This window comes from Streptosporangium album, assembly GCF_014203795.1.
Classification (GTDB): Bacteria; Actinomycetota; Actinomycetes; order Streptosporangiales; family Streptosporangiaceae; genus Streptosporangium; species Streptosporangium album.
This window is the reverse complement of record NZ_JACHJU010000001.1, coordinates 4,587,094-4,602,502: the sequence shown is the minus strand read 5'-3', so window position 1 is coordinate 4,602,502 and position 15,409 is coordinate 4,587,094. Positions and strand designations below refer to the sequence as shown.

10 protein-coding genes and 2 pseudogenes are annotated in these 15,409 nt (G+C 70.0%); 5 read left to right on the top strand and 7 right to left on the bottom strand.

Annotation, left to right across the window (positions count from 1 at the left end; genetic code table 11):
* Window positions 1-25: 25 nt before the first annotated feature.
* Window positions 26-967 (bottom strand): hypothetical protein, encoded by a 942-nt coding sequence (locus FHR32_RS21965; protein WP_184756009.1) that lies wholly within the window; start codon window positions 965-967, stop codon window positions 26-28.
* A gap of 178 nt (window positions 968-1,145) precedes the next feature.
* On the opposite strand from FHR32_RS21965, the gene FHR32_RS21960 reads away from it, so the two are divergent.
* A complete protein-coding gene (locus tag FHR32_RS21960) occupies window positions 1,146-2,111 on the top strand; it encodes a MerR family transcriptional regulator (RefSeq protein ID WP_184756008.1) in 966 nt (321 codons plus the stop codon).
* Window positions 2,112-2,314: 203 nt separating this feature from the next.
* Window positions 2,315-2,896 (top strand): RNA polymerase sigma factor, encoded by a 582-nt coding sequence (locus FHR32_RS21955; RefSeq protein ID WP_184756007.1) that lies wholly within the window; start codon window positions 2,315-2,317, stop codon window positions 2,894-2,896.
* Window positions 2,897-2,928: 32 nt separating this feature from the next.
* Here the strand turns inward: FHR32_RS21955 and treZ are convergent, their stop codons facing one another.
* Genes treZ through glgX form a run of 3 tightly spaced genes read right to left on the bottom strand, consistent with a single transcriptional unit; the run spans window position 2,929 to window position 8,992 of the window.
* Window positions 2,929-4,695 (bottom strand): malto-oligosyltrehalose trehalohydrolase, encoded by a 1,767-nt coding sequence (gene treZ / locus FHR32_RS21950; protein ID WP_184756006.1) that lies wholly within the window; start codon window positions 4,693-4,695, stop codon window positions 2,929-2,931.
* Between the two features lie 3 nt (window positions 4,696-4,698).
* Complete coding sequence (gene treY / locus FHR32_RS21945; RefSeq protein ID WP_312882575.1) at window positions 4,699-6,894, bottom strand: malto-oligosyltrehalose synthase; 2,196 nt, start codon at window positions 6,892-6,894, stop codon at window positions 4,699-4,701.
* A complete protein-coding gene (gene glgX / locus FHR32_RS21940; RefSeq protein ID WP_184756005.1) occupies window positions 6,887-8,992 on the bottom strand; it encodes a glycogen debranching protein GlgX in 2,106 nt (701 codons plus the stop codon). Before glgX ends, treY begins: the two co-directional genes overlap by 8 nt.
* A 262-nt stretch (window positions 8,993-9,254) precedes the next feature.
* Here glgX and FHR32_RS21935 point away from each other — a divergent pair.
* The 3 genes and pseudogenes from FHR32_RS21935 to FHR32_RS21925 form a co-directional block, all read left to right on the top strand.
* Window positions 9,255-9,500, top strand: a pseudogene (locus FHR32_RS21935) (MscL family protein); the annotation flags it as partial.
* 93 nt (window positions 9,501-9,593) lie between these two features.
* Window positions 9,594-10,199 carry a hypothetical protein gene (locus FHR32_RS21930; protein WP_184756003.1) on the top strand — a complete coding sequence of 202 codons (606 nt, stop codon included), beginning with the start codon at window positions 9,594-9,596 and terminating at the stop codon, window positions 10,197-10,199.
* Between the two features lie 782 nt (window positions 10,200-10,981).
* A complete protein-coding gene (locus FHR32_RS21925; protein WP_184756002.1) occupies window positions 10,982-12,205 on the top strand; it encodes a beta-ketoacyl-[acyl-carrier-protein] synthase family protein in 1,224 nt (407 codons plus the stop codon).
* Between the two features lie 517 nt (window positions 12,206-12,722).
* Here the strand turns inward: FHR32_RS21925 and murJ are convergent.
* From murJ to FHR32_RS21915, 3 genes and pseudogenes are all read right to left on the bottom strand, one after another.
* Window positions 12,723-13,640: a murein biosynthesis integral membrane protein MurJ gene (gene murJ, locus FHR32_RS21920; RefSeq protein ID WP_184756001.1), complete on the bottom strand. Its 918-nt coding sequence runs from the start codon at window positions 13,638-13,640 to the stop codon at window positions 12,723-12,725.
* A gap of 13 nt (window positions 13,641-13,653) precedes the next feature.
* A pseudogene (locus FHR32_RS47325) lies at window positions 13,654-13,968 on the bottom strand (phosphotransferase family protein); the annotation flags it as partial.
* Window positions 13,969-14,389: 421 nt separating this feature from the next.
* A complete protein-coding gene (locus FHR32_RS21915; RefSeq protein WP_246466268.1) occupies window positions 14,390-15,370 on the bottom strand; it encodes a Gfo/Idh/MocA family protein in 981 nt (326 codons plus the stop codon).
* Between the last annotated feature and the right edge of the window lie 39 nt (window positions 15,371-15,409).

Below are 15,409 nucleotides of genomic sequence, written 5' to 3'. Positions count from 1 at the left end.
TCAGCCCACCGGACGGACCTTCTTCTCAACCGGTGAGGACTTCCTCACGACGGACGACGAGGGAGTCACGACGGCGTACCAGCTCGCCGCAGTGGGCGGCCAGTCCGTTCACCGTGGCGTTCACCCACTGGGCCACCTCCGCGACGGCCTGGCCGGTGCGGGCGATCCGCTGATGCTTGATCGCGTCGGTGATGATGTTGTCGAAGAACATGTCGGCGAACCAGCGGGTGTCCACCTTGGGCAGCTGTGGGGAGGCTTGCACCCCGACGTCGGCGAGCTCACGGGAGAAGGTGTCCAGGGCGCGCTGGGCGTGCCAGGCCGCCTCGTCCGCGTTGCGCATGTGGCCGTGCTCCAGCATGTCCGCGAATCCGCCACCGCCCAGCATGTCCCAGGTGGAGGCGCCACGGGCGTGGCCGAGGCAGCGCAGGACCTGGCCGACCGCGTGCGAGGAGGCGACCCCGGCCCGGTGGGCCTCCTCGTGCTCGCGGAGGTCGGCGTGGGTGTCGGCCAGCAGCCGGCCGATCTCGGCGAGCTCACGCCCTCTGGGGTCGGCCGACTCGATCAGCAGGCGTTCCTTGCGGGCGAGCAGCTCGGCGAACTGCTCATGGGCCGGGCCGATCTCGGCCAGGTCCCTCTCCACGGCGGTCCGGTCGGCCTGGAGCCATGCGAGACGGGTCCGCTGCCCGTCCAGGCGCTGCCGCAGGGCCTGGGCCTCGGCCCGCTCCCTGACGAGCCTCTCCTCTTTGGACCCGGCGAGTCCGGACAGGAACGCCGCGAATCCGCCGCCCTCCAGCCGGGAGACGTCGCGCTCCTCCTTGGCGAGCATGCTCTCCAGATCACCGATGAGCCGCCCGGCCTCGTCGAGCTGTACGGTCACCGTCTGGCGCTGCCTGGTCAGTTGTTCCAGCCGTCGCACCCGCTCACGGGCGGCGAGCAGGTCGTCGTCGATGCTGTCGAAGGAGGTCACACATTTGCGACGCGCGAAGAGGGCAGATCGTTCCGTCCGATATGCCAGCGCCCCGTCCGATATGCCGTGGTGAGCACGCGCCATCCCGCCCGTCGTCCGAAAGAATGGTGGATGGGGGAACCACCCGCATTGCCTGGCAGGCTGGTAGGGCGATCAACGGGCACGGGGTGAGGCGAGCATGGACGAGCAGGGGCAGGTGACCACCGAGGAGGAGCCGGGTTACGGCATAGGAGCCGTCGCGCGGCGGCTCGGTGTGCCCGCTCCCACGCTGCGCACCTGGAATCTGCGCTACGGGATCGGGCCGAGCCGCCGCAGCCCGGGAGGGCACCGCCGCTACGACACGGGCGACCTGCGGCGTCTTGAGGAGATGAGCCGGCTCATCAGGACCGGGGTTCCGGCCGCCGACGCGGCGCGGGAGGTGTTGCGGTCCGACGCCGCGCTCGCAGGGGACCGCGTCCGGGACGGACAGCCCGCCATCCTGCTCGGCGACCCCGGCCAGGCCGTGCTCCCGGGCGCCGCACCGGTGGCGCGGCGCGAGATCCCGACCGTGGCGATGCTGGGGCGGGCGACGGTCGCCTTGGACAGCCAGACCGTGTCGGACTGGATCGGCGCGTCACTCGACAGGCACGGGGTCCTGTGGACCTGGGAGAGCCTGATCTTTCCGGCCCTTGAGATGATCTGCAGGCGCCAGGCCGAGACCGGCGCGAGCGTCGAGATCGAGCATCTGTTCTCCGAGCGGGTGCTGGCCGCGCTGACCCGGCTCGTCGAGCGCCCGCACCGGCCGGTCAACGAGCGACCGGTGCTGCTGGCCTGCGCCGAAGAGGAACAGCACAGCCTGCCGATCTACGCGCTGGCCGCCGAGCTGACCGTCGGGCACCATGTGGAGACCCGGGTGCTCGGCGCGCGGACCCCCTATCCCGCCCTGGCCGACGCGATGCGCCGCCTCGGCCCGGCGGTGGTGTTCGTCTGGTCCCAGCAGCGTGCGACCGGCGATCCCACGCCGTTGGCCTCGCTCCCGCTGCTCCGTCCCGCCAGCCGTGTCATCGTCGGCGGCCCGGGCTGGTTGGACGGGCTCCCGCCCTCGGTCTCACGCGTCACCTCCTTCCGCGAGGCCCTCACCCAGGTCAGCGCCGCGCTGCGCTGACCTCTCCGGCGCGGGGCCGTACCCTCTCCTCCGCTCCCGGCGGCAGCGGCGGGCACTGATCTTTACCTTGACGGTTCCGCCGTCCTCGTCGGCGAAACCGTGTTGATCCACTCACCCAGGGTTGCGGACACGATGACGGGCGGGTACGAATGGGAACAGGGTGAATAAGTTTTGAGTAGCTTTCCCGGGTAAGGGGATCTGCCATGACAGGCGACTTGAACGTCCGGCTCGCCAAGGGCGAGGACGCGGCTCTGGCCGACTGCTTCCGTGAGCACGGATCACTGGTCCGCTCCTACCTGCGACGGTTCGTCCCTCCCCAGGAGATCGAAGACCTGCAGCAGATCGTGTTCGCCGAGGTGTGGCGGTGTTGTCACCGTTTCGACCCGGGCCGAAGCCTCCCGGCATGGCTGATCGGCATCGCGCACCACCGGGCGGTGGACCACCTACGGGTGCGGACGCTCCAGACGGTGCCCCTGGACGTGGTGGCCGACCCCGTCGGCGTGGACGGCCGGAGCCACGGGGACGGCCTGGCCGATCGCGACGAGGTCCAGCGGGCGCTGGCGGAGCTTCCCGCCCCGCAGCGCCAGGCCATCGAACTGGCCTACTACGGCGAGCTGCCCCAGCGTGAGATCGCCGAGCAGCTCAGTGTGCCCCTGGGCACGGTCAAGGCCCGTACGGCACGCGGCCTGCACCGCCTGTCGGACATCCTCATGACGGGAAGGCCCCTTGGCCGACACCCTCGATCAGCCTCCTCAACCCGTGCACGCATCAGTCCTTCGCAATGACGCGGCCGATCATCAGCCGCTGGCCGAGGAGGTCACAGCCCACTCCCGTCCGGCCTGATGACCGCCAGGGAGTGAGCGGGCAGGATCAGGCCCTCACCGAAGTCGGACGGATCGCCCGGTGAGGCCGCACCGGGCGGGACGGGAACGTCGCCGAAATGGACACCCGGGTCGGAGGCGAGAAGGATGCGGCCGGGAGCGAGCCGTATTTTCAGCGGGATCGGGCTGAGGTTGGCCGCGACGCGGAGCGCTCCCCGGTGGATGACCAGCCAGGTCTCGCCGTGCTCGACCCGGACCCGATCCAGCCTCGGGTCCGACAGATCCGGCTGCGCGCGACGGAGCGCGATCAGTGCCCGGTACCAGTCGAGATGGGCCCGGTGCGCCTCGTCGTCCAGTTCGCTCCAGTCGAGCTTGGAACGCAGGAAGGTCAGCTCCTCCCCCGGATCCGGCGCCTTCTCGGCCCAGTCGTCGTAGCCGAAGCCGACGAACTCCCGCCGCCGCCGGTCGCCCTCGCCCTCGCGGAGTTGCGGTTCGACGTGGTCGGTGAAGAACAGGAACGGCGTACGCGCGCCCCACTCCTCGCCCATGAACAGCATGGGGGTGAAAGGCGAGGTCAGCAGCAGCCCGGCGGCCAGCCGCAGCGCCTCCGGCGCCATCCGGTCGCCCTCTGCCCGGTTGCCGATCTGGTCGTGGTTCTGCGCGGAGCAGACGAAGCGGTAGCCGGGCACATGACAGGCCGGACGGCCGTGGGAACGGCCGCGGAACGCCGAGTAGGTCCCGTCGTGGAGGTAGGCCGAGGCGAGCACCTTGGGCAGCGCGCCGGCGAAGTCGTCGTAGTAGCCGTGCCGCTCACCGGTCACCGCCACGTGCAGGGCATGGTGGACGTCGTCGTTCCAGGCCGCGGCCAGGCCGTACCCACCGGCCTCGCGCGGCGTCATCAGCCGGGGGTCGTTGAGATCGGACTCGGCGATGAGCGTCAGTGGCCTGCCCGCGGCCGCCGACAGCGCGTCCACCTCACCGGCGAGCTCCTCCAGCAGGTGGACGGCCCGGTTGTCGTGCAGCGCGTGCACGGCGTCCAGCCGCAGGCCGTCGATGTGGTAGTCACGCAGCCACTGCAGCGCGTTGCCGATGAAGTAACGGCGCACCTCGTCGGAGCCGGGGCCGTCCAGGTTGACCGCCTGGCCCCAGAAGGAGGAGGCGCTGGAGTGGAAGTAGGGGCCGAACGGGGCCAGGAAGTTGCCGGACGGTCCGAGGTGGTTGTAGACGACGTCGAGGATCACGCCGATGCCCCGCAGGTGGCAGGCCTCCACGAAGCGCTTGAGCGCGTCGGGGCCGCCGTAGTTGTCGGTGACGGCCCACAGGTCGACCCCGTCGTAGCCCCAGTTGCGCTCCCCCGGGACCGGCGGCACCGGCATGACCTCGACGAAGTCGACGCCCAGCGAGACGAGGTGGTCGAGCTTGCCGGCCGCCGAGTCGAAGGTCCCGCCGGGGGTGAAGGCGCCGACATGCAGCTCGTAGATCACCGAGCCGGGCAGGTTCCGTCCCCGCCACAGCTCGTCGTTCCACTCGAACCGGTCGTGATCGTAGACCCGGCTCGGACCGAAGATCCCCTCGGGCTGCCACCGGGTCCGGGGGTCCGGCAGCGGCTCGCCGCCGTCCAGCCGGAACCGGTAGTCGGTCCCGTGACCGGCTCCCGGCACCTCCGCCGACCACCAGCCGCCCATCCGGGCGTCCATCGGGTAGCGGATCTCGCCGATCTCCACGTCGACCGCGGTCGCCAGCGGCGCCCAGACCTCGAACACGGGCTACTCACCTTCCAGGAGCGCGACAGGGTAGGTGGACAACAGGTGGGCCAGCGGGATGCGACCGGTGTACTCGACGCCGGTCAGCAGGTCGTGCCATGTGCCGTGCGGCAGCATGATCGCCTCGCTCCCCCAGCCGCCGCGCCGCGCCAGCCCGACGGGCAGCCGGGTGGCCACCGCCACCGCCCGCTCCCCGCGGGCGAAGGCGACCACGTGCTCACCCGCCTCCAGCGGGACGTACGGCGACGCCGGATCCAGCCGCCGCCGCAGGTTCAGCGCCTGGGTGGTGACGGCCAGCTTGGCCTCGTCCCAGGGGAAACCGCCCTCCCCGGCGAACAGCTGCCGGCGCAGCGGGAAGTCCACCGGCCGGCGGTTGTCCGGGTCCACGAGGGAGAAGTCGGTGATCTCGTTGCCCCAGTAGAGGTCGGGCACGCCCGGCAGCATGAGCTGGACGAGCTTCTGGCCCAGCGAGTTGGAGCGGGCGTACGGCTCGATCCCGGCGGCGAACTCCGCCACCGAGGCGCCGCACTCGTCGATCGCCCGGGTGACGAAGCCGCGCAGACCCACCTCATAGGCGGGGTCGGGAGCGGCCCAGGAGATCGAGGTCTTGGCCTCGCGGGCCGCCTTGAACAGGTAGCCGAAGAACCTGTCGGGGCCGATCGGCCAGGCGGCCATCAGGTTCTGCCAGGCCAGGTAGTCGAGTGCCGGATCGAAGGAGACCTTGGCGGACCACTCCCCGACCGCCGCGGCCCACTCCTCCGGCAGCTCCGACAGCACGGCGAGCCGGGCGCGCACATCCTCGGAGCGTTTGGTGTCGTGCGTGGACAGGGTCGTCATCGTGGTCGGCGACATCTCCCGGGCGAACGCGTGGAACTCGTCGACGGTCCCGCCGAAGTGGCCGGGCTCCCCGCCCACCTCGTTCAGGCACGCCAGCGGGTACCACCGGTAGAGGGCGGTGTCCTCCACCCCCTTGGCCATCACCGGCCCGCAGAGCTGCTGGAAGCGGACGACCGCGTCGGCCGGGCCGCGCAGCACCCGGTCGACGGTCTCCGCGACCGGGGCGCCCTCGGGCAGCCGGGCGGCGGCGACCTGCCCGGCCGCCTCGACGATCGAGGCCGACACCTCGGGCACCGGCTCTCCCGGCACCACGTAGGCACGGTAGACCGGCATCGCGATGAGCAGCTCCACCAGTGTCTCGCGGTCACCGCCGACCGCGGCGTGCAGCCGGTCGACCTCGGCGGCGAAGAACAGGTCGATGACCTCCCGCTTGGACCGCCGGACGACCGTGGCGTAGTCGTGCGGCATCCCGGTGTGGGTGACGAACAGCTCCACCAGCGGCTTGCTCCCGGCGGGGTCCACGAACAGCCTGGTGATCCGGTTGAGCACCTCGTAGCCGGTGGTGCCGTCGCAGTCCCAGTCGGCGGGCAGCCTTTCGGAGCCGATCAGGATCTTCTCCGCCACGGTCCACACGCCCGAGACCGCACGGAGCCGGGACAGGTAGCCGCGGGGCTCGGCCAGCCCGTCGGGGTGGTCCACCCGCAGGCCGTCGACGACCCCCTCCTCGACCAGCCCCAGGATGACCTCGTGGGTGGCGTCGAACACCTCCGGGTCCTCCACGCGCAGCCCGATCAGCGAGGACACGTCGAAGAAACGCCGGTAGCCGGGACCCTGACGCCAGTCGACCAGCCGGTAGTGGGTGTCGGGGAAGGGGAACGCGTGGTCGTGGTAGCGCAGCACGTCACCGTCGGCCACCGGCTCGGTGTCGTCGCCGATCACCGGCATGTTCACCTTGCCGCCGGTCCAGTCGATGTCGAACCACGACGCGTACGGCGACGCCTGCCCGTCCTTGAGCACCGACCACAGCGCGGCGTTGCCCGACTCGGGCACCGGGACCGTCATGTGGTTGGGCACGATGTCGGCGATGACGCCCAGCCCGTGCTCGGACAGCGTCGCCGAGAGCGCCCGCAGGCCCTCGATCCCGCCGAACTCCGCCCGGATCCGGGAGTGGTCGGTCACGTCGTAGCCGTGCCGCGACTCCGGCTCGGCCTGCAGGATCGGCGACAGGTAGACGTGGCTGACCCCCAGATCCCGCAGGTAGGGGGCGAGCGCGGCCACCTCGGCGAACCCGAAGTCGGGGGTCAGCTGGACCCGGTAGGTCGAGATCGGCACCGTGTACGGCACCGTGAACGGTTCAGACACGCCGCAACACCCGCACCGACCTGCCGACCACCGGCACGTCCTCGCCCGCCCGGCAGAGCCGGGTGTCCACTGTGATCGGCATCGCCGTGTCGATCTCCGTCAGCCACATGTCGCCGTAGTCCTTGGGAATCGTGAATTTGATGACGTCGTGGTGGGCGTTGAACAGCATCAGGAACGAGTCGTCGGTGATCTGCCGCCCCCGCCGGTCCGGCTCGGTGATGGCGTCGCCGTTCAGGAAGACCGCCAGCGACTTGGCGTAGCCCACGTTCCAGTCGGCGTCGGTCATCTTCTCCCCCTGCGGGGTGAGCCAGGCGATGTCGCTGAGGTTGTCCTCCGAGCCCCGCACCGGCCTGCCGTAGAAGAACCGCCGCCGCCGGAAGACCGGATGGTCGGCGCGGAGCTTGGCCAGCCGCCGGGTGAACTCCAGCAGCAGCCAGTTCTCCCGGATGTCGGACCAGTCCACCCAGCTCAGCTCGTTGTCCTGGCAGTAGACGTTGTTGTTGCCCTGCTGGGTGCGCCCCAGCTCGTCGCCGTGAGAGATCATCGGCACGCCCTGGGACAGGAACAGCGTGGTCAGGAAGTTGCGCTTCTGCTGCTCGCGCAACGACTCGATCGCGAGCGAGGCCGGTCCCTCCGCGCCGCAGTTCCAGGACCGGTTGTCGTCGGTGCCGTCCCGGTTGTGTTCGCCGTTGGCCTCGTTGTGCTTGCCGTTGTAGGAGACGAGGTCCTGCAGGGAGAACCCGTCGTGGCAGGTGACGAAGTTGATCGAGGCGGCGGGGCGGCGGCTGTCGTCCTGGTAGAGGTCGCTGGAGCCGGTCAGCCGCGAGGCGAACTCGGGGAGGGAGGCGGGCTCACCGCGCCACAGGTCGCGGATGGTGTCGCGGTACATGCCGTTCCACTCGGTCCACCGGGCGGGGAAGTTGCCCACCTGGTAGCCTCCCGGACCGACGTCCCACGGCTCGGCGATCAGCTTGACCTGCGACAGCACGGGGTCCTGCTGGACCAGGTCGAAGAAGGCGCTCAGCCGGTCCACCTCGTGCAGTTCCCGTGCGAGCGTCGCCGCCAGGTCGAACCGGAACCCGTCCACGTGCATCTCGATGACCCAGTAGCGGAGCGAGTCCATGATCATCTGGAGTACGTGCGGGGAGCGCATGAACAGGCTGTTGCCGGTCCCGGTGGTGTCCATGTGGTAGCGCTTGTCGCTGTCGACCAGCCGGTAGTAGTTGGGGTTGTCGATCCCGCGCATGCTCAGCGTCGGACCCAGGTGGTTGCCCTCTGCCGTGTGGTTGTAGACCACATCGAGGATGACCTCGATGTTCGCCTCGTGCAGCGCCTTCACCATGGCCTTGAACTCCAGCACCTGCCCACCGCGCTGGCCGGTGCTCGAATAGGCGTTGTGCGGGGCGAAGAACCCGATGCTGTTGTAACCCCAGTAGTTGGTCAGCCCCCGCTCGGCCAGGACGTGGTCGGTGACGAACTGGTGGACCGGCATGAGCTCGACCGCCGTCACCCCGAGCGCGGTCAGATGATCGATGATCTCCGGATGGCCGAGTGCGGCGTAGGTCCCGCGGATCCGCTCAGGGATCTTCGGATGGTTGACGGTCAGGCCCTTGACGTGTGCCTCGTAGATCACCGTGTTGTGGTACGGCGTGGCCGGCGGCCGGTCGTGTCCCCACCCGAAGAAGGGATTGATCACGATGGAGCGGGGGACGAAGTCGGCCGAGTCGGCGTCGTTACGGCTGTCCGGCTCCCCGAAACGGTAACCGTACACCGCCTCGTCCCACTTCACGTCCCCCTCCACCGCCTTGGCGTACGGGTCGAGCAGAAGCTTGGCGGGGTTGCACCGGAGCCCGCGCTCCGGGTCGTACGGACCGTGCACGCGGTAGCCGTACCGTTGCCCGGGACCGACGCGCGGCAGGTAACCGTGCCATACGTAGCCCTCGCACTCGGTGAACGGGACCCTGGTCTCCTGGTTGTCCTCGTCGAACAGGCACAGCTCGACCCGCTCCGCGGCCTCGGTAAAGAGCGCGAAGTTGGTCCCCGCGCCGTCATAGGTGGCCCCAAGGGGGTAGGGGTCACCCGGCCAAATCTCGATCATTACACCGCCCTTCAGCGGTGGAGAAACATGCCCCATGCTCTCCTGATCATGCACACATTCCCACCCTTGTCACTGTGAACTCGGTCCCATTGGCCGACAGTGTCCACTCGGGTGGCACGGCGCTGACGCGACAGTGGGAATACCCGCGGGCGCCGGCCTCCCAAACCCCTGCCCGCCGGTGATCGGCGCGGCCGTTCCGGCCCTCTGGGAGGCGGGATGAAGCTGTCGACGAGCGGGCCATCCGGCGGCCGCGAAGGTCAACGGCGCCGAATTCATGTACGGCGACTTCGTCAACCACGTACTGAGCTTCCTGATCATCGCCGCGGTCGTCTACTGGCTGGTCGTGATGCCGATGACCCGGGTCGTCGCCTTCTTCGACCGGGACAAGGCCGCCGCCGAGAAGGAGTGCCCGGAGTGCCTCAGCGACATCCCCGTCAAGGCCAGCCGCTGCGCCTTCTGCACTGTTGAGCTGTCCCAGGTCCGCGCCGCCGACAAGCCCCCTGTGTGATCGACACCGCGTTCGCCGGCCCGGGAACTTGGATTTCTCCCGGAGCATCTCGGCTGCGACCCGTGTGCCTTCCGGCTGTAGGACGATGGGACTGTGAGCGTAGAACTGGCCGTCTGGCACGAGCCCGAGCCGATCACCAGGGAACGGGCGGAGAGCGTCTTCCGGGCGCTCCGCCGGGGAGAGCCTGCCGCCGGGCCGCATCCTGGAGTGGCGGAGTTCGCCGGGCGGCTGGCCGGGGTCGCGCAGGCCTTTCCGGCGTACGCCCTGGTGACCGTGGAGCCGGAGCGGGCCGACGAGGTGTCGGGCGAGGTCTTCGCCGTGGCCCGCGAGTGCGGTCTGGTCTGCTGCGACCCGCAGCGGGGGCTGGTGCACAACCTGGCACCCCTGGGCGTCTACCCCGGCATGCAGATGCACACGGGCGACGGGATGATCGTGGTCGACCCGGACCTGCGGCTGGTGGCCGACGCGCTGGCCGCCCTGTCGCCGCAGAACCCGTTCACCGCGCTGGTCGTCTTCGGCGAGCACTTCGTCCAGGTGTCTCCTGAGATCACGGGCTACGAACTGGAGTACAAGGACAGTGTCCGGGACCTGATGCTCCGCACGCACGTCTCCGACCTCGGTGCTGTTCAGGAGGCCTTCGCCGAGTACGCCGCCGGTGAGCGTTTCTTCCTGAAGCGTCACGACTGGGCCCGCGTCTGAGCCCTTGTCCCCGTGTCCTTGCGGCGTTTCCCGGGTGGTTCGGACTGGAGGTCTGTCGCTGTTCGCGCAGCGGTGTTCCGGGCTGGGGACTCCGGGTTTTCGCTGTTCGCGCTGCGGGTGTTCCGGGGTTTCGGTGTCCGCGCTGCGGGTGTTCCGGGGTTTCGGTGTCCGCGCTGCGGGTGTTCCGGGGTTTCGGTGTTCGCGCTGCGGGTGTTCCGGGGTTTCGGTGTTCGCGCTGCGGTGGGTGGGTGTTCCGGCCGGCCGTCGCAGTCACCGTCCGGTGTTTCAGGCCTCCGGCCTGGCGGGCGCGGTGGTTGCGCTTTTTTACAAGCCGGCCGGAACACCCACCCACCTCCGCGCCACTCCGTCTCGCCGTACGGCGTGCGAACCGTAGTCGCTCGCTTCCGGGCCGCCCAGCGGACCCTCTGACGCTGAAGCAATCCGCGCGGGGCCGTTCAGAGCCGGTCGCCGCCGCTGAAGCCTCCCTCTCCCACCACTTCAGGGCCGAGCACCGTAAGGGAACCTCAGGGCCGAGCACTGTAAAAGAGGGGAAGCTTCGGGTACGGCCAGGCCGGAGGGCCGAGTGGCGTAGAGGTGGTGGGAAGCGCCGGGTACGGTGGTGCTGGCTGCCGTGATCATGTGGGTTTCCGACAAATTTTGGCCCGCCATCTTCGTCGGCCACCGTACCTGCCAGACCGGCTGCCGCCCTGACAGTGTGGATCGGGGCAGGAGCATCCTGCTGTGGTTTCTCGGAGAGAAGTATCTTTCAAAGGGGGCGGCTGATGGTGGCCGATAGAACTGATGCGGTGGTCACGGGACTGGGCGCCACGACACCGTTGGGCGGTGATGTGGCCTCCACATGGGCCGCCCTGCTGGCCGGGCGGTCCGGGATCGGCCCCATCGAGGAAGAGTGGGCGGCCGACCTGCCGGTGCGGATCGCGGGCCGGCTACAGGTGGAGCCCGCTGAGGTGCTCGGCCGGGTGAAGGCCCGACGGCTGGACCGCTGCCAGCAGATCGCCCTGATCGCGGCACACGAGGCATGGGCCGACGCCGGAACCCCGGAGACGGAACCCGAGCGGCTGGCGGTGGTCATCGGCACCGGGGTCGGCGGGGTGCTGAGCACTCTGGCTCAGAATGACGTCCTGGAGGCCTCCGGGGCGCGGAAGGTCTCGCCGTACACCGTTCCGATGCTGATGCCCAACGGGCCCGCCGCCGTGGTCAGCATCGAGTTCGGCGCCCGCGGTGGCGCCCACACTCCGGTGAGCGCCTGCGCCTCGGGGGCCGAGGCTATCGCGATGGGCCTGGACCTCATCCGTCTCGGCCGGGCCGACGTCGTCATCGCGGGCGGCGCCGAGGCGTGCGTCCACCCGCTCACCCTCGCCGGCTTCGCCCAGGCCAGGGCACTCTCCACCCGCAACGACGCGCCGCAGGAGGCCTCTCGGCCCTTCGACACGGCGCGGGACGGGTTCGTCCTCGGTGAGGGAGCCGCTCTGGTCGTCCTGGAGCGTGCCGACTTCGCAGCGGCCCGTGGTGCCCGTGTCCACGCGACGCTGGCCGGTGCGGGCATCACGTCCGACGCCCATCACATCACCGGGGGTCACACGGACGGGCAGGTGCGCGCCCTGCGAATGGCGCTGGTCTCCGCCGGCCTGGACGCGCTCGACGTCGAGCACGTGCACGCCCACGCCACCTCCACCCCGGCCGGGGACCTGACCGAGGCATGCTCGATCGCCGAGGCGATCGGAACGCATCCGGCCGTCACCGCGACCAAGTCGATGACCGGCCACCTGTGCGGCGCAGCCGGGTCACTGGGGGCGATCTCCGCGATTCTCGCGATCCGCGACGGAGTCATCCCTGCCACCCGCAACCTGGACGACCTCGACCCGGAGGTCAAACTCGACATCGTCACCGGCCGGCCGCGGCGCGGCCGGCTGACGACGGCGCTGACCAACTCGTTCGGATTCGGCGGCCACAACGCCTCTCTGGTCTTCACCTCCGCTCCCTGAGAGACCCGGGCCGCACCTGGCCTGGGATGGGGCCGCGTCTGAGTCGTTTTCGGGGCTGTTCCTGGTGCGCGCTGCGGTGGGTGGGTGTTCCGGTTGGCCTCCGGTCCGTGCTGTGGGCGTTCTGGCTTGCCGGTGTTCGCGCTGCGGTGGGTGGGTGTTCCGGCCGGCCGTCTCAGTTGCGCTCCGGTGTTTCAGGCCTCCGGCCTGGCGGGCGCGACGGTCGCGGTCCTTTGATACGCCGGCCGGAACACCCACCCACCTCCGCGCCACGCCTGCCTCGCCGTACGGCCTGCACGCCGTAGCCGCTCGCTTCCGGACCGCCCAGCGGACCCACTGACGCTGAAGCAATCCGTGACAGACCGGCGCAGCGCTGATCGCCGCAGCTGAAGCCTCACCTCTGAAAGGAGCGCAAGGTCGGGCGCCGTAGGAAGCGCGGGCATCTCAAGGGTGAGGGGCGGCCGGGTCGGGTCGCTACCGTCCATCCTCGGGTGGAGGTCGGCGTATCCGATCGCTGTCGTCAGGTGTTGCCGATCCGCAAGGCTGCGGTCAGTGACGTGAACTCGGTGATGCGGAGCCCGCGTGCGGCGAGTGCGTAGAGCCCCCCTCCAGCGAGGGTCGCAGCGCAGACGGTGACGAGTGAGCCTGCCCAGTCCGTCCCGGCGGCCGCGCTGAGGGCGCCTACCGTACCGGCGGCGGCGAGCCCGGCGAGAGTCGCGGCGATCAGCATCCGGGTGTGCGTGCTGAGGAGCCGATGTCCGTCGACCCGGCCGATCCGGCGACGGAGCACCTGGGCGGTGACGAGAAGTCCGGCGGTATAGGCGATGGCGGAGCACGCGGCGAGCGCGATGACCAGGTCCGGCCCCGATGTGAGCCGGGTAACGGCCAGGCAGGTGACTATCGTGACGGCCGAGACCCCGACGCTGAGCAGCGCCGGAGTGCGGGGGTCGCCGAGGGCGTAGAAAACTCGCAACATGACCTGGTAGGCGGCAAAGGGGACCAGCGCGAATCCGTAGGCGGCGAGCACGGAGCCGGTCAGCTGGGCCGCGGCGGGTGAGGCATTGCCATGGGCGAACAGCACGGTTGCGAGTTGCGGGCCGAGCACGATGAGCCCGGCGGCCACCGGCACCAGCACGACGCCGGTCAGCCGGAGACTCTGGGACAGATCGGCGGTGATCCGGGCGAGATCATGGTCGGCCGCGGACCTGCTCATCCTGGGCAGCACCCCGGTGATGACCGTCACCGCGATAACGGCGTAGGGCAGTTGGAGCCGCCGGGTGAACAGATCACTGTCGATGTCGCTATCGGCGGCCACTCTGACCAGCAACGGGACCATCACGCCGGCCAGCGCGCCGCCTGTCACCAGTTCGTAGATGGCATTGGGGGTGACGTTCGCCGCCGTGTAGGCGTCCAGCAGCCAGGTAGCCCCGCAGCGCATATGTGACTGCCCGGAGGGGCAGCTTCGCGAAGTCCGTCGCGGGATCGGCCCAGGATGCGTCTCCCCAGTCGATGAGGGCGGTCAACTTCCCGGTCTCGGAATCGGCCGGCAGGTTGGTGCGACCGGCGTCGCCATGCAGGAGGCGGAGCCGCGGCTGGTCTGGCAGGTAGGGGGCAAGGTGGTCGAACCATGCCGCCAGCCAGTCCGCGACATCGGTACCGATGTGGCCGCTGGCGACCAGATCAGCTATGCCGGTCCGAGGATCGTCTCCCTCATCGACGGGTACGGCGGGCAGAGAGGACTGCGGAAGGTCGGCACCGTGCAACATCGATCTACGGCGAGCGACCCTGAAGTGGCGGGAGAGCGAGGCTGCAAGCTACGGCGAGTCATCCTGAACGGCCCCGGCGCGGATTGCTTCAGCGTCAGCGAGCCCACTGGGCGGCCGGAAAGGGAGCGGCTACGGTCCGCACGCCGTACGGCGAGACGGAGTGGCGCGGAGGTGGGTGGGTGTTCCGGCCGGCTTATAAAAAAGCGCAACCACCGCGCCCGCCAGGCCGGAGGCCTGAAACACCGGACGGTGACTGCGACGGCCGGCCGGAACACCCACCCACCGCAGCGCGAACACCGAAAACCCGGAACACCCACAGCCCGGAACACCCACAGCGCGGACAGCGAAAACCCCTCGGGCCCACCCGGGAAACACCTCAAAGGGCAGCGGAAACACCCTCACCTCCGCGCCCCGCACGACCTCACTCGCCGGGGAAGCGCACCCCCACCTGCGCACGGACCTCGTCCAGCAGACCCATCACGTCGAGCGTCGCCTGCCAGGGCACGAGCGGGCTCTCCAGCAGGCCCTCGCGCAGGCAGCGCATGGCCTCGGCGGCCTCGTGCAGCATGCCGACCCCCTCGTAGGGGACGTGGAAGGTCTCCGGCTCGGCGTCCCTGCGGTGCAGGGTGAAGGTGTCGGGCCGGAAGAAGGGGCCCGGCACCTCGATCCGGCCGAGCGGGCCGGAGACCGATGCGACGACCGGGCCGTTGGTGGTGATGCCGCAGGAGAGCAGCGCGACCGCGCCGTTGTCGTAGCCGAACAGCATACCGGTGTTCTCGTCCACTCCCTCGGGGGTCAGCCGGCCCCAGGACTGCACCTTGGCGGGTTCGCCGAGCATGAGGTGGGCGAACGAGACCGGGTAGACGCCCAGGTCGAGCAGGGCGCCGCCGCCCAGGGCGGGATCGCGGAGCCGGTGGTCGGGCCCGACGTCGGCGGAGATCCCGAAATCGGCGTGGACGGTGCCGACCGGGCCGATCGCTCCCCCCTCGACCAGCTCCACGATCTTCCGGACGGCCGGGAGGCAGCGTGTCCACATGGCCTCCATGAGGAACAGCCCGCGCTCTCGCGCGAGGTCCACCAGTTTGGCGGCCTGGGCCCGGTTGAGCGTGAAGGCCTTCTCGCACAGGACGGCCTTGCCCGCGTTCAGGCAGGTCAGCACGGCGTCGTAGTGGGCGTTCTGGGTGTTGGCGATGTAGACGATGTCCACATCGGGATCGGCGGCCAGCTCGGCCCAGCTTCCGTGGGCGCGGGGGATGCCGTGCCGGTCGGCGAACGCCCGGGCGGACTCGACGGATCTGGACCCGACCGCGACCACCTCGGCGTCCGGCAGGAGCTTCAGGTCCTCGGTGAACGTGGCGGCGATCCCGCCGGTCGCCAGGATTCCCCACTTAATTGTGCTCATAACGACATATCTCACCATGTACGGCCCGCCCCGGGCGGT